This is a genomic window from Burkholderia pyrrocinia (assembly GCF_018417535.1).
Classification (GTDB): Bacteria; Pseudomonadota; Gammaproteobacteria; order Burkholderiales; family Burkholderiaceae; genus Burkholderia; species Burkholderia pyrrocinia_E.
Window position 1 is genome coordinate 1413718 of sequence record NZ_CP070977.1, and the last position, 13867, is coordinate 1427584.

At 64.4% G+C, this 13867-nt stretch carries 13 protein-coding genes and 1 tRNA gene; 1 reads left to right on the plus strand and 13 read right to left on the minus strand.

The window, feature by feature from the left end:
• Positions 1 to 49 precede the first annotated feature (49 nt).
• The 13 genes from JYG32_RS06640 to JYG32_RS06700 form a co-directional block, all read right to left on the minus strand.
• A complete protein-coding gene (locus tag JYG32_RS06640) occupies positions 50 to 463 on the minus strand; it encodes a MerR family transcriptional regulator (RefSeq protein ID WP_174382259.1) in 414 nt (137 codons plus the stop codon).
• A 62-nt stretch (positions 464 to 525) separates the two neighbouring features.
• A complete protein-coding gene (locus tag JYG32_RS06645) occupies positions 526 to 912 on the minus strand; it encodes an integration host factor subunit alpha (protein ID WP_006486093.1) in 387 nt (128 codons plus the stop codon).
• 72 nt (positions 913 to 984) lie between these two features.
• A complete protein-coding gene (gene pheT / locus JYG32_RS06650) occupies positions 985 to 3414 on the minus strand; it encodes a phenylalanine--tRNA ligase subunit beta (protein ID WP_213265052.1) in 2430 nt (809 codons plus the stop codon).
• Positions 3415 to 3510: 96 nt separating this feature from the next.
• Positions 3511 to 4524: a phenylalanine--tRNA ligase subunit alpha gene (pheS, locus tag JYG32_RS06655; RefSeq protein WP_031402190.1), complete on the minus strand. Its 1014-nt coding sequence runs from the start codon at positions 4522 to 4524 to the stop codon at positions 3511 to 3513.
• A gap of 232 nt (positions 4525 to 4756) precedes the next feature.
• On the minus strand, positions 4757 to 5116 hold the full coding sequence (gene rplT / locus JYG32_RS06660) for a 50S ribosomal protein L20 (protein WP_004192938.1): 360 nt from the start codon (positions 5114 to 5116) through the stop codon (positions 4757 to 4759).
• A 30-nt stretch (positions 5117 to 5146) separates the two neighbouring features.
• Positions 5147 to 5344, minus strand: coding sequence for a 50S ribosomal protein L35 (gene rpmI, locus JYG32_RS06665; RefSeq protein WP_004191477.1), 198 nt, complete (start codon positions 5342 to 5344; stop codon positions 5147 to 5149).
• 190 nt (positions 5345 to 5534) lie between these two features.
• Entirely contained in the window at positions 5535 to 6059 is a 525-nt protein-coding gene (infC, locus tag JYG32_RS06670; protein ID WP_174382269.1) for a translation initiation factor IF-3, read from the minus strand.
• A 49-nt stretch (positions 6060 to 6108) separates the two neighbouring features.
• Positions 6109 to 8016, minus strand: a complete 1908-nt coding sequence (gene thrS, locus JYG32_RS06675) for a threonine--tRNA ligase (protein ID WP_213265053.1) — start codon at positions 8014 to 8016, stop codon at positions 6109 to 6111.
• 271 nt (positions 8017 to 8287) lie between these two features.
• A tRNA-Val gene (locus JYG32_RS06680) sits at positions 8288 to 8364 on the minus strand.
• An 85-nt stretch (positions 8365 to 8449) separates the two neighbouring features.
• Positions 8450 to 10684, minus strand: a complete 2235-nt coding sequence (locus tag JYG32_RS06685) for a RelA/SpoT family protein (protein ID WP_213265054.1) — start codon at positions 10682 to 10684, stop codon at positions 8450 to 8452.
• A gap of 44 nt (positions 10685 to 10728) precedes the next feature.
• Positions 10729 to 11082 carry a RidA family protein gene (locus tag JYG32_RS06690; RefSeq protein WP_014897238.1) on the minus strand — a complete coding sequence of 118 codons (354 nt, stop codon included), beginning with the start codon at positions 11080 to 11082 and terminating at the stop codon, positions 10729 to 10731.
• A gap of 80 nt (positions 11083 to 11162) precedes the next feature.
• Positions 11163 to 12059: an alpha/beta fold hydrolase gene (locus tag JYG32_RS06695; RefSeq protein WP_213265055.1), complete on the minus strand. Its 897-nt coding sequence runs from the start codon at positions 12057 to 12059 to the stop codon at positions 11163 to 11165.
• A gap of 195 nt (positions 12060 to 12254) precedes the next feature.
• A complete protein-coding gene (locus JYG32_RS06700; RefSeq protein WP_213265056.1) occupies positions 12255 to 13163 on the minus strand; it encodes a LysR family transcriptional regulator in 909 nt (302 codons plus the stop codon).
• Between the two features lie 138 nt (positions 13164 to 13301).
• Between JYG32_RS06700 and JYG32_RS06705 the strand changes: the two genes are divergently transcribed.
• Positions 13302 to 13859 carry an ester cyclase gene (locus JYG32_RS06705; protein ID WP_213265057.1) on the plus strand — a complete coding sequence of 186 codons (558 nt, stop codon included), beginning with the start codon at positions 13302 to 13304 and terminating at the stop codon, positions 13857 to 13859.
• Positions 13860 to 13867 lie beyond the last annotated feature (8 nt).

A 13867-nucleotide genomic window follows, 5' to 3' on the forward strand; every position in this document is an offset into this window, starting at 1 on the left:
CTTTTCATTTCATCCTTCGCGCTGCACGTTTGACTCGCAAGACGGTTACTCAGTCGTGCTTCAGTCCGTCGATCACGTCGAGCAGTGCCTGCCGCAACGCAACGACGTCGACGGTTGCGCCGGGCTTGCCCGGCACACGCGCGTCGGCGGCTTGCATGTCGGGCTCGACCGGTTCCGCCGCGGCCCGCTGGCCGCCCGGCGAATCGAGCCGGTTGCGCGCACCGTTGATCGTGAACCCCTGCTCGTACAGCAACTCGCGAATCCGCCGGATCAAGAGCACTTCGTGATGCTGGTAATACCGACGATTGCCGCGCCGCTTCACCGGCCGAAGCTGAGTGAATTCCTGTTCCCAGTAACGCAGCACATGCGGCTTGACCCCGCACAGTTCGCTGACTTCACCGATCGTGAAGTAGCGCTTCGCGGGAATCGGAGGCAAGACGACTTTCTCAACCGTGGTGGTCATCGTCGGTTAACCGTCGGTAAAGGGTGCGCGGCGGCCGCGCGGGAAGGTCAGCGCGCGGGGCGTTACTCCGCGCCGTTTTCGACCAGCGCCTTCAGCTTCTGGCTCGCGTGGAAGGTTACCACCCGGCGGGCCGCGATCGGAATCGCCTCGCCCGTCTTCGGATTGCGGCCCGGACGCTGCGGCTTGTCGCGCAACTGGAAGTTGCCGAACCCCGACAGCTTGACGCTTTCGCCGTTTTCGAGCGCGTCGCGGATCACTTCGAAAAACGCCTCGACCATGTCCTTCGCTTCACGCTTGTTCAGCCCGACGCTGTCGAACAGCAGCTCCGCCAGTTCCGCCTTCGTCAGCGTCGGCGTCTCGGTGGACGCCGGCGCCGAAGCGTCGCGGTTCATGGCGCTGCGTTGCGCCGTCAGGAGGGCTTCGAATTCACTCGAGGTCATGTCGTTCATATCTGCCATACAGCGCGTTGAATCAAAACTTACGATCGGGAAAAGCCGCCCGCGAACGGGCGGGCCCTCTCCTTAGCCGCGCAGGCGCGCACCGGCACGAGCCATCCGCTCGACCAGCGTCTGGATCGCCTGATCGACGACCTCGTCCTGTAGCGTGCCAGCCGCGTCCTGCAGCGTCACGCGGAAGGCAAGGCTCTTCTCGTGCGCGGCGAGACCACCGGAAGTATTTGATTTTGCACGAAATTCGTCGAAGAGTACAACCTTCTGAACGAATCGGCAGGCCTCTTCGGCAAGCGCCTTCTTCATTTCGTCGAAAAGTGCCTGAACCTCGACCGCCTGATCGACGACAACGGCGATATCGCGACGTACCGGCGGGAATTTCGACACGTCGGTCGGCGCGGGCAGCGCGCGTGCAATCAGCGCGTCCGCATCGATCTCGAACATCACCGGTGCGTTCGGCAGCTCGTACTTCTGCATCAGGCGCGGGTGCAGCTCGCCGATCCAGCCGACCGCACGACCATCGACCTCGATCCGCGCGCTGCGGCCCGGATGGAGGGCCGGATGCTCCGCCTTCACGAAGCGCGCGGCCGCGGGCGCGAGCAGCGCCTCGAGATCACCCTTCACGTCGAAGAAATCGACCGCGCGGGTCGCTGCGCCCCACTGCTCGTCGAGTGCCGGACCATACGCAAGCGCGCCGACACGCTTCGGCTGCGCATGACCTTCGACCGCCAGCTCACCGGCCTTCACCGACGGATCGGCGAGGAACACGCGGCCCGACTCGAACACGCGCACGCGATCGGCGCGGCGGTTCAGGTTGTGGCGCAGCACGGCGATCAGGCTGCCGAACAGCGTCGTGCGCATCACCGAAAGCTGGCTCGCGATCGGGTTCAGCAGCCGGATCGGGTTGTCGTTGCCCGCGAAATCGTGCTCCCACTCCGCATCGACGAAGCTGAAGTTGACGGTTTCCGCATAGTCGCGCGCGGCGAGCGCGTGACGGATGTCGTGAATCGAGCGCCGCGTTTCGTTGGTCGCACGCATTTCGCTCGTCGCGACCGGCGGACGCGCGGGGATCTTCTCGAAGCCGTAGATACGCGCCACTTCCTCGATCAGGTCTTCCTCGATCTCGATGTCGAAGCGGTGCGACGGCGGCGTAACGAGGAACGCGTCGTCTTCACGCTCGAACGGCAGGCCGAGGCGCGTGAAGATGCTGGCGATCTCGTCGGCGCCGATCTTCACGCCGATGATGCGGTTCGCGCGCGACACGCGCATCTTCACCGGCGCGCGCTGTGGCAGGTTCACGGACTGATCGTCGACCGGGCCGGCCTTGCCGCCACAGATCTCCAGAATCAGTTGCGTGATGCGCTCGACGTGCTCGACGGTCGTCGCGTAATCGACGCCGCGCTCGAAGCGATGCGCCGCATCGGTCGAGAAGTTGTACTTGCGCGCACGGCCGCGGATGCTGTCCGGCCACCAGAACGCGGCTTCCAGGTAAATGTTGGTCGTGTCGAGCGTGACAGCCGTGCTGTCGCCGCCCATGATGCCGGCCAGGCTTTCGACCTGGCGGTCGTCCGAAATCACGCCGACCGTTTCGTCCAGTTCGACCGTGTTGCCATTGAGCAGCTTCAGCGATTCGCCGCGCTTGCCCCAGCGCACCTCGATGCCGCCGTGGATCTTGTCGAGATCGAACACGTGCGACGGGCGGCCGAGTTCGAACATCACGTAGTTCGAGATGTCGACGAGCGCGGACACGCTGCGCTGGCCCGAACGCTCGAGACGCTCGACCATCCATTGCGGCGTCTTCGCGTGCGCGTTCACGCCGCGGATCACGCGACCCGAGAAGCGGCCGCACAGATCGGGCGCAGCGATGCGCACCGGCAGCGTTTCGTCGAGCTCGACGCGCACCGGGCGGATGTCGACCGGCGTCAGCGGCACGCCGGTGATCGCAGCCGTCTCGCGCGCGATGCCGAACACGGACAGGCAGTCGGCCTTGTTCGGCGTCAGCTTGATTTCGAAGATCGTGTCGTCGAGATTGAGCGTCTCGCGGATGTCCTGACCGACCGGCGTGTCTTCCGGCAGGATCAGCAGGCCGCCGTGATCCTCGGACAGCTTCAGCTCGCGCGCCGAGCACAGCATCCCCTGGCTCTCCACGCCGCGCAGCTTCGACAGCTTGATCGCGAACGGCTTGCCGCCCTCTTCCGCCGGCGGCAGTTCCGCGCCGACCAGCGCGACCGGCACCTTGATGCCGGGCGCCACGTTCGGCGCGCCGCAGACGATATTCAGCGTCGCGCCGGTGCCGGCGTCGACCTGGCAGACATTGAGCTTGTCCGCATCCGGATGCTTGACGACTTCGAGCACGCGGCCGACGACGATCTTCGACGTCGGCGGCGCAGCCTTGCTCAGCGATTCGACTTCGAGCCCCGCCATCGTCAGCGCGTGCGACAGTTCGTCGGTCGTGAGCTGCGGGTCGACAAAGGTTCTCAACCAGGATTCAGGGAATTGCATGGATGTCTACGTTCGAAACAGGTTAGATCGACGCCCGGGCCCCGTCGGATCGTCCGTCGGAGCGTGCGCGGGCACAGGTCGGCGCGGCGAGCGGCGTTATGCGAACTGGCGCAGGAAACGCAGGTCGTTCTCGAAGAACAGCCGGAGATCCTGGACGCCGTAGCGCAGCATCGTCAGGCGCTCGAGGCCGCTGCCGAACGCGAAGCCGATGTAGCGCTCGGGATCGAGGCCCATGTTGCGAATCACGGTCGGATGCACTTGCCCCGAACCGGAGATCTCGAGCCACTTGCCGGCGTTCTTGCCTTGCTCGAACATCATGTCGATCTCGGCCGACGGTTCCGTGAACGGGAAATACGACGGACGGAAGCGCACGAGGATGTCGTCGCGCTCGAAGAATTTTTTCAGGAAGTCGGTATAGACGCCCTTGAGGTCGGCAAAACTGATGTTTTCGTCGATCCACAGCCCCTCGACCTGATTGAACATCGGCGAGTGGGTCGCATCGCTGTCGACGCGATACGTGCGGCCCGGCGCGATCACCTTGATCGGCGGACGGTTCATGCGCGCGTAACGCACCTGCATCGGGCTCGTGTGCGTGCGCAGCAGCAACTGGCGGCCGTCGGCGTCCTTGCCTTCGACGTAGAAGGTGTCCTGCATCGAACGCGCCGGATGGTTCTCCGGGCTGTTCAGCGACGTGAAGTTGTACCAGTCGGTCTCGATTTCGGGACCGTCGGCCACGTCGAAACCGATCGAGCGGAAAATCTGTTCTACACGCTCCCACGTGCGCATCACGGGGTGCAGGCTGCCTGCACCCGCGCCGCGGCCCGGCAGCGTCACGTCGATCGCCTCGGCGGCGAGGCGCTGATTCAACAGCGCGTCGGCCAGCGCCTGGCGACGTGCGGTCAGCGCGGCTTCAACCTGCTGCTTCGCGACGTTGATGCGTGCGCCTTCGGTCTTGCGTGCTTCCGGATCGAGCTTGCCGAGGCCCTTCAGCAACTCGGTCAGCGCACCCGACTTGCCGAGAAATCGTGCTTTCTCGTTTTCGAGCGTGGTGATGTCGGCAGCCTGTTCGAAGGACTGCTGCGCGTCGGCGACAATCTGGTCCAGATCCATAGATCCCATCATTTCCAACGTCATTCGGTCTTGGCGAGCGAAATCGCCCGTCCAACAAAAAACGGCCCCCACGCTCTCTTCATTCGCTGCCCCCCGAGGGGGCGATCGGCCCTCTTGGGGCGGCCCAGCGAGGGCCGATAAAAAAAGGGGCTCGGAAGAGCCCCGTTTTCGCTGCAGCGGCCGAAACTACCGGAACATCGCTGCAACTAACCACGCAGTGCTAATTTCGCAATTAGGCTGCAACGGCGGCTTTCACCTGCTTGACGATCGCAGCAAAAGCAGCCTTGTCGAACACCGCCATGTCGGCCAGCACCTTACGGTCGAGTTCGATCGACGCCTTCTTCAGGCCGTTGATGAACACGCTGTAGGTCATGTCGTGCTGGCGAACTGCCGCGTTGATACGCGTGATCCACAGTGCGCGGAACACACGCTTCTTGTTGCGGCGATCGCGGTACGCGTACTGACCAGCGCGCATCACCGCCTGCTTGGCGATGCGGTAGACGTTATTGCGGCGGCCGCGATAACCCTTGGCCAGGTTGATGATCTTCTTGTGGCGGGCCCGTGCGGTTACCCCACGTTTGACTCGAGGCATGTTTCTCTCCTTGGAGTATCGATTGAGGGGTTACGCGAACGGGAGCATCGCGCGGACGGAGTTCAGATCGGAATCATGAACTGCCGTGGCGCCGCGCAGATGGCGCTTGTTCTTCGTGGTTTTCTTGGTCAGGATGTGGCGCTTGAAGGCTTGACCGCGCTTGACGGTACCGCCCGGACGCACCACGAAGCGCTTTGCAGCGCTCTTCTTGGTCTTCATCTTAGGCATGACGAACAACTCCAGTTTATTAGATGGCGATGGGTGTGCGGTTGGCTTGCGCCCTTGACCCGCCCTTCGAAACCCAGTCCACTTGTGTACGGCGAACCGCTTGCGCAGCCGCCGTCATTGCTGGCGCGCCGCCCTGACCGGGCAACGCGCCGAACCACTTCCGAACCTGCGCGCGAAGCGCGCGAGCCCGTTACTTCTTTTTCTTCGGCGAGAGCACCATGATCATCTGGCGCCCTTCCATCTTCGGCATCTGCTCGACCTGGCCGACTTCATCGAGATCCGTGCGCAGACGCTCGAGCATCCGCATACCGATTTCCTGGTGAGCCATTTCGCGGCCGCGGAAACGCAACGTGATCTTCGTCTTGTCGCCTTCTTCGAGGAAGCGCACGAGATTGCGGAGCTTGACGTTGTAATCCCCGTCATCGGTACCCGGGCGGAACTTGACTTCCTTGACCTGGATGACCTTCTGCTTCAGCTTCGCTTCGTGCTGTTTCTTCGATTCCTGGTACTTGAACTTGCCGTAATCCATCAGACGGCAAACCGGGGGAACCGCTTGCGGCGCGATTTCCACCAGGTCAACATCCAGTTCTTCCGATTTACGGAAAGCATCAGCGAGTTTTACGATACCGAGCGGTTCGTTCTCGAGCCCGACCAGACGCACTTCCGGCGCAGTGATTTCACCGTTGATGCGATGCGACGACTTATCAGTAGCGATGTTACGTTTCCTCTAAAAATTAAAAAAACGAGCCGCGCTGCCAGGGCGGTTACTTGAACGAACGCAGGTCTTCCTGCAGACGCTCAACGAAGGCTTCGACCGGCATTACGCCAAGATCGACGCCGCCACGGGCACGCACGGCTACCGTTTGCGCATCACGCTCCTTATCGCCCACGACGAGGAGATAAGGCACCTTTTCCAGCGTGTGCTCGCGTATTTTATAGCTAATCTTCTCGTTGCGCAAATCGGCCGTCACTCTAACCCCTTGTTTTTGCAACGATTGGGCCAGAGACTGCGCATATTCGACCTGATTTTCGGCAATATTGAGCACAACAGCCTGGATCGGCGCGAGCCAGACCGGCATCGCACCAGCGTGGTGCTCGATCAAAATGCCGAGGAATCGCTCCATCGAACCGACGATCGCACGGTGCAGCATCACGGGCCGGCGACGGCTGTTGTCTTCCGCCACGTACTCGGCGCCAAGGCGCTCCGGCAGCATCATGTCGAGCTGCAACGTGCCGCACTGCCACGAACGGCCGAGCGCGTCCTTGATGTGGTATTCGATCTTCGGGCCGTAGAACGCACCTTCGCCCGGCAGTTCTTCCCACTTGAGGCCGCACGCCGTCAGCGCGTCACGCAGCCCCTGCTCGGCACGGTCCCACGTCTCGTCGGAACCCATGCGCTGCTCCGGACGCAGCGACAGCTTGATGTCGATGTGGTCGAAGCCGAAATCGCCGTACACGCTCATCGCGAGCCTGTTGAATGCGATCGACTCGGCAATGATCTGGTCTTCCGTACAGAAGATGTGCGCATCGTCCTGCACGAAGCCGCGCACGCGCATCAGGCCATGCAGCGCGCCCGACGCCTCGTTGCGGTGGCACGAACCGAATTCCGCGTAACGCAGCGGCAGGTCGCGGTACGAACGCAGGCCGTGCTTGAACACCTGCACGTGCCCCGGGCAGTTCATCGGCTTGATCGCGTAGTCGCGCTTCTCCGACTCCGTCGTGAACATGTTCTCGCGGTAGTTCTGCCAGTGGCCGGACGCTTCCCACAGCGAGCGGTCCATGATCATCGGCGTCTTGATCTCGTGGTAGCCGGCTTCGTTCACGCGACGGCGCATGTATTGCTCGACCTGCTGCCACAGCGCCCAGCCCTTCGGATGCCAGAACACCATGCCCGGCGACTCTTCCTGCATGTGGAACAGGTCGAGCTGCTTGCCGAGCTTGCGGTGGTCGCGCTTTTCCGCTTCCTCGAGCATGTGCAGGTACTGGTCCTGGTCTTCCTTCTTCGTCCAGGCCGTGCCATAGATGCGCTGCAGCTGCTCGTTCTTCGAATCGCCGCGCCAGTACGCGCCCGCGACCTTCATCAGCTTGAAGACCTTCATCTTGCCGGTCGACGGCACGTGCGGGCCGCGGCACAGGTCGGTGAAGCCGCCGTGCGAATACAGCTTGATTTCGTCGCTTTGCGGAATCGACTCGATGATCTCGGCCTTGTACTTCTCGCCGATGCTGCGGAAGTAACCCGCGGCCTCGTCGCGCGACACGACACGGCGCGTCACAGGCTCGTCCTTCTTCACGAGCTCCTGCATGCGCTTTTCGATCTTTTCCAGATCTTCCGGCGTAAACGGACGGTGATACGAGAAGTCGTAATAGAAGCCGTTGTCGATCACGGGACCGATCGTCACCTGCGCATCCGGATACAGCTCCTTCACCGCGTACGCGAGCAAGTGCGCCGTCGAGTGACGGATGATGTCGAGGCCGTCGGCATCCTTGTCCGTGACGATGGCGAGCGACGCGTCGCGGTCGATCACCGCGGACGTATCGACGAGTTCGCCGTCGAGCTTGCCACCAAGCGCAGCCTTCGCAAGGCCGGGACCGATCGAGGCCGCAACCTCGGCAACTGTCACCGGATGCTCGTATTGTCGAACTGAGCCGTCAGGCAAGCGTATCGAAACCATAGCAATCTCCGTGATGCCGACAGTGGGCGGCAGACCAAGCACGCGATGTAAAAGTCACGCGCGAAATTTTCGCGACAAAAAAAATGCGGCCCCGCTTTCGAGGGGCCGCATTCGATACTTCACTCAAACTGAAAGGGCGAAAACGTTCCTCGACTAGCGTCGCTCCGAAGTGGTTTCGGTCAACGTTCGCGGTGTCATAACCGTATTCGCCTTGTTTGCGTTGAGTTACTTACTGCATTGAACACCCGGAGACCGGGCATTCTCAATTCGTTGGTAGGCTCGATTGGACTCGAACCAACGACCCCCACCATGTCAAGGTGGTGCTCTAACCAGCTGAGCTACGAGCCTAGAGAAGCTGAAATTATATGGAGCCGCCATCGGTTTGGCAAGCGTTTTTATGCGGTCGCAGCAAAATAACGGGGCCGCAACCCCATCACGCCTTCCGCCCTGCCCGCACGACGCCCTGCACTTCGCCGAGCAGCGTGCAGGCGCGCTGCACCTGTGCCGAATTCGTCACTTCGACCGTGAACTGCATGAATGCCGCATTGCGGCGGCTCTGCGTCTTCACGCCCACCACGTTCATCTTTTCGCGTGCGAACACTTCGGAGATGTCGCGCAGCAACCCTTGCCGGTCGCTTGCCTCGATCATCAGGTCGACCGGATAGACGGACACGCCGCGCCCGCCCAGCACGTCGGCCGACCACGTCGTCTGCAGCACGCGTTCCGGCGCGCGCTCGACCATCCGGCGAAACGTCGGGCAGTCGCTGCGGTGGATCGACATCCCCTTGCCACGCGTGACGAAGCCGCTGATCGGATCGGGCGGCGCCGGCCGGCAGCAACGCGCGAGCTGGGTCAGCAACGCGTCGACGCCCACCACCAGCACGCCGGTCGACGCGCCGTGCGCGACGCTCGCGCCGCTGCCGCGCTTCTCGAAATCGGCAGGCGCCTCCGGCGCCGGCTCAGGCGGCGGCGCATCGGACAGCGCGTGCTCGACATTGCGCAGGCTGAATTCTTCCTTGCCGACGACCGAGAACAAGTCCTCGGGCGACTTGAAGCCGAGCTTCGCCGCGAGGTTGTCCAGGTTGACCGACGTCTTGCCCTCGCGCTGCAGCGTCTTTTCAACGAGCGCCCGGCCGTGCGAGACGTTTTCTTCCTGCTCGATCGAGTTGAACCACGCCCGCACCTTCTGACGCGCGCGCGGGCTCTTCAGGTAGCCGAGTTGCGGGTTCAGCCAGTCGCGCGACGGCCCGCCCTCCTTCACCGCGACGATCTCGACCGTCTGGCCGTTCGCGAGCGACGTGTTCAGCGGCACCATCACGCCGTCGACGCGCGCGCCGCGACAGCGATGGCCGAGCTCGCTGTGCAGGTGGTACGCGAAATCGACCGGCGTCGCGCCCTGCGGCAGCGCGATCACGCGCGCCTGCGGCGTCAGCACGTAGATGTGGTCGTCGTCGAGCGACGTCTCGCGCAATTGTGCCCACGCCCGGTCGCCCGATATCTCGGTGCCGTCCTCGACGTCGTCCTTCCATGCGAGCAACTGGCGCAGCCACGCGATCTTCTCATCGTACTTGTCGCTTGCCGAGAACTGGCCGCCATAACCGCGCGCACCGGCCTCCTTGTAGCGCCAGTGCGCGGCGACGCCGTATTCGGCGAAGCGGTGCATCTCCTGCGTGCGGATCTGCACTTCGAACGCGCGACCGTCGTCGCCGATCACGACCGTATGCAGCGACTTGTAGCCGTTCGGCTTCGGCCGCGAGATGTAGTCGTCGAACTCCTTCGGCACCGGCTGCCACAGGTGATGCACGATGCCGAGCACCGCGTAGCAATCCTTGATGTCCGGCACGATCACGCGAAACGCGCGCACGTCGTACAACTCGGAGAAATCGAGCTCCTTGCCGCGCATCTTGCGCCAGATGCTGTAGATATGTTTCGGCCGGCCGCTCACGTCGGCCTGGATGTTCGCGTCCGCCAGCTCGTGCTGCAGCCGCTCGATCGCCTGCGTGACGTATGCCTCGCGTTCGATGCGCTTCTCGTCGAGCAGCTTCGCGATCCGTTTGTAGGTAACGGGATCCTCGAAGCGGAACGCGAGATCCTCGAGTTCCCACTTCAGTTGCCAGATCCCGAGACGGTTCGCGAGCGGCGCATAGATCTCGAGCGTCTCGCGCGCGACGTCGGGTGGCGGGTCGATCTTCGCGGCCGCGTAATAGCGCAGCGACTGCAACCGCGACGCGAGCCGGATCAGCACCACACGGATGTCCTGCGCGAACGCGAGCAGCATCTTGCGCAGCGCCTCGATCTGCGTGCGCCGCTCTTCCGCCGCGTCGCGCCCCGCGTCGGCCACCGCGTTCTGCGCGGCGCGCAGGCTGACGGTGCCGAGCCGCAACAGCTTGCGCACGTCGGACACGAGCCGCGCCACTTCGTCGCCGAAACGCTCGCTGAGTTCGCGCCCGGGGTCGCTCAGGTGCGGCGTCAGCACGAACAGCGCGGCGGCCTGCATCGCGGACGGATCGACGTTCAGCGTGCGCATGATCGACGCCGTGCCCGCCGAGTGATCGGCGAGCAGTTCGCCGGACGACAGGCGTGCGTCGCCGGCCCGCTCGCGCACGAACGCGAGCACGTCGTCGAACGACGGTGGCGCGACGGGGGAAGCGGAAGCGGACTCGGTCATTGCGCGGCCTGACGGAATGCGATCATCGTCGGTTGATGCCCGGATCAGCTCCGCTGCGCGGCGACGACCACGATCTCGACGAGCAGCGCCGGATCCGCGAGCTTCGCCTCGACGGTGGCGCGCGGCGGCGTGTTGCCCTGCGCGACCCATGCGTCCCACTCCGCATTCATGCCTTCGAAGTTCGCCAGGTCCGAGATGTAGATCTGCACCGACAGCAGATGCGCCTTGTCGCTGTTCGCTTCGGCGAGCAGGCGGTCGATGTGGCCGAGCACTTCGCGCGTCTGGCCCTTGATGTCCTGCGTGGTGTCTTCGGCGATCTGGCCGGCCAGATACACGGTACCGTTGTGGATCGCGGTTTCGGAGAGACGGGCCCCGACGTGGTGACGAATGACTGCCATGGAATGTTCCGGTCGTGAGTGTGTGAAGATTCGGGCGACGACACGGCCCGCGTGCCGCCGAACCGCATATTATGACGCGTTTATGCGTCGCCTTCGACGAAAAACCGCCGCGCGAGCGCAATCTGGTCGGCGCTGATGAACGCCGGCGCGTGGCCCGCACCCGGAATCTCGGCCCGCGTCACATGCCGGCCGCGATGCATCATGTCGGCCACCGTCTCGCGCGACAGCAGGTCGGACGTCTCGCCGCGCACGACGAGCAGCGACGCGTCCGTCGTCTCGATGGCGCGCCACAGCGCGGCCTCGCCGAGCGCGGCCAGTTCGGGCGTCGTCATCTTGAACGGCTCCGCGATGCGCGGATCGTAGCGCATCGTCCAGCTACCTTCGGGCAGCTCGCGCAGCAGCGGCCCGTTGATCTCGCGCCACTCGTCGGCGGTCAGCGCGCCGAACGGCAGCGACAGCGACGTCAGGTAGTCGATACCTTCCTGCTCGGTCGCGAAGCGCGGCTGCACGCCGAGATACTCGCCGATGCGCGTCAGCGAATCGGGTTCGATGCGCGGGCCGACGTCGTTGACGATCATCCGGCGCAGCGGCGAACCGGGCAGCCCCGCGAGCGCCATGCCGATCAGGCCGCCCATCGACGTGCCGAACCAGTCGACCGATTCGACGTCGAGCCGCGCGATCAGCGTCACCATGTCGGCCACGTATTGCGGAATCGCATAGAGCCGCGGATCGGCAAGCCAGTCCGACCGGCCGCGCCCGACGACATCGGGGCACACGACACGATACGTATCGGACAGCGCGGCGGCGAGCCGGTCGAAATCGCGCCCGGAACGGGTCAGGCCATGCACGCAGACCAGCACGCGCGGGTTGGCGGGATCGCCCCACTCGGTATAGGCGACGTGGTGAAGGCCGGCAGCGCTCGCGCACTGCACGCGCCGCTGGCGAGGAACCGGGGGATTCGCTGGGGTCGTTGGCATCGTTGGCATCCTGTCGAACGGGGCCTGCAGCGAGGCAACGCTGGCGCGGCCCAATTCAAACAATTGTAAACCGCTTCGGTCGCGCGGCGCGGCCCGACGCGTTCCCCCGTCGGCCAGTCGCGCATCGGAACGCTGCGCATGGCATTCTCCATGCGTCCCCTTTCGGCGAAACGATCCGCACAATCGCGCGCATCGTCAGCTCGCGTCCCAGCGCCACGCCGCCTGCAAGTGCTCGCGCACGAAATCGACGAACGTCCGCACGCGCAACGCGAGATGCCGCCCGCCCGGATAGACCGCATGCAGCGGCGCCGCTGGCGCCGCATACGCAGGCAGCACCCGCACGAGCCGGCCCGCCTCGAGATCGGACGCGACGTCCCAAATCGACTTCAACGCAATGCCCGCGCCGTCGAGCGCAAGCATGCGCGCCGCGCCGCCATCGTTGGTCAACAGCGCCGCCGCGACCTCGACCGCGATCGGGCCGTCCACGCCATCGAACCGCCATTCGGTCTGCGGCTGCTCGCCCATCACGATGCAACGGTGCGCATGCAGGTCGCCGGGATGCACCGGCAAGCCGCATTCGGCCACGTATGCCGGCGACGCGCACAGCACACGGCGGTTCGGTGCCAGTTCACGGGCGATCATCGACGAATCGGCGAGACAGCCGATCCGCACCGCGACGTCGATCTCGTGCGCGAGCAGATCGACGACCGTGTCGGTCAGAATCAGTTGCACGCACACCTGCGGATGCCGGCGCCGGAACTCGGCGACGAGCGGCGCGATCCGCAGGCGCCCGATCTCGCCCGGCGCGGTCACGCGCAGCAGGCCGCTCACCGTGCCGCGGCGATCCTGCATCAGCGTTTCCGCCAGGTCGACTTCGGCGAGGATGCGCAGCACCTGGGCATGGAACAGCGCGCCCTCATCGGTCAGCGTCTGTCGGCGAGTCGTCCGGTGCAGCAGGCGCACGCCGAGCCGCGCCTCCAGATGCGCAAGCCGTTTGCTGATCACCGACAGCGACAAGTCCTGCTCCCGCGCCGCCGCCGACAGGCTGCCCGCCGCGACGACGACCGCGAAAGTTTCCAGCGCAGGCAGGTCGTCGATCAGCATCGGGACATCCTCGATCCGCCACCCTTTCCTTTTTTCGAATAATCCATTCGCCGCTTCTCAGTATTTGTATCGAATTCGGAAACCTACCATGACGTCACCGCGCCATCCACGCGCACCATCATGAAAAAGGAAAATCCGATGTCTGCCTTGCAACGATTCCTGCGCCACTCGATTGCCGGCACGCTCGCGGCGACACTTGCCGCAGTCGCGCTACCGCCGGTCACCGCCAATGCGGCCGATCTCGCGACTCCGTTGCACCTGACGGTCGCGGCCGGACTGCCCGCCGCGCAGGCGCGCGACCAGATCCTTGCGGCGCGCCGCTACGCCACGTTCTGGGATACCGGAGACGAGGCGCTTGCGCGCGCGGCACTCGCTGCCGACTTCACGGATCGCACGCTGCCGGCCGGACGCGCCCAGGGCCTGCCGGGGCCGCTCGCAGCATCACGAACGATGCGCGCGGCGATTCCCGACCTGCATTGCGAGATCGAGCAGATGATCGTCGCCAGCGATCGCGTCGTCGTCCACCTGCGGTTTCGCGGGCATTTCACCGAGGTCCTTGGCAACACGATCGGTCATGGGCAGGCGGTCGATTTCGTCGCGACCGACATCTACCGGATCGCGGCCGGCCGGATCGCCGAGAACTGGCACATCGAAGACAACCTGACGCTGATGCGCCAACTCGGCGTCGCAAATTGAGGGCCCGG

What these genes read in the sequence shown, in the direction of transcription:
- JYG32_RS06640 (WP_174382259.1), bottom strand. Translation starts at nt 463, where the DNA reads ATGACCACCACGGTTGAGAAAGTCGTCTTGCCTCCGATTCCCGCGAAG.
- JYG32_RS06645 (WP_006486093.1), bottom strand. Translation starts at nt 912, where the DNA reads ATGAACGACATGACCTCGAGTGAATTCGAAGCCCTCCTGACGGCGCAA.
- pheT (WP_213265052.1), bottom strand. Translation starts at nt 3,414, where the DNA reads ATGCAATTCCCTGAATCCTGGTTGAGAACCTTTGTCGACCCGCAGCTC.
- pheS (WP_031402190.1), bottom strand. Translation starts at nt 4,524, where the DNA reads ATGGATCTGGACCAGATTGTCGCCGACGCGCAGCAGTCCTTCGAACAG.
- rplT (WP_004192938.1), bottom strand. Translation starts at nt 5,116, where the DNA reads ATGCCTCGAGTCAAACGTGGGGTAACCGCACGGGCCCGCCACAAGAAG.
- rpmI (WP_004191477.1), bottom strand. Translation starts at nt 5,344, where the DNA reads ATGCCTAAGATGAAGACCAAGAAGAGCGCTGCAAAGCGCTTCGTGGTG.
- thrS (WP_213265053.1), bottom strand. Translation starts at nt 8,016, where the DNA reads ATGGTTTCGATACGCTTGCCTGACGGCTCAGTTCGACAATACGAGCAT.
- JYG32_RS06685 (WP_213265054.1), bottom strand. Translation starts at nt 10,684, where the DNA reads ATGACCGAGTCCGCTTCCGCTTCCCCCGTCGCGCCACCGTCGTTCGAC.
- JYG32_RS06690 (WP_014897238.1), bottom strand. Translation starts at nt 11,082, where the DNA reads ATGGCAGTCATTCGTCACCACGTCGGGGCCCGTCTCTCCGAAACCGCG.
- JYG32_RS06695 (WP_213265055.1), bottom strand. Translation starts at nt 12,059, where the DNA reads ATGCCAACGACCCCAGCGAATCCCCCGGTTCCTCGCCAGCGGCGCGTG.
- JYG32_RS06700 (WP_213265056.1), bottom strand. Translation starts at nt 13,163, where the DNA reads ATGCTGATCGACGACCTGCCTGCGCTGGAAACTTTCGCGGTCGTCGTC.
- JYG32_RS06705 (WP_213265057.1), top strand. Translation starts at nt 13,302, where the DNA reads ATGTCTGCCTTGCAACGATTCCTGCGCCACTCGATTGCCGGCACGCTC.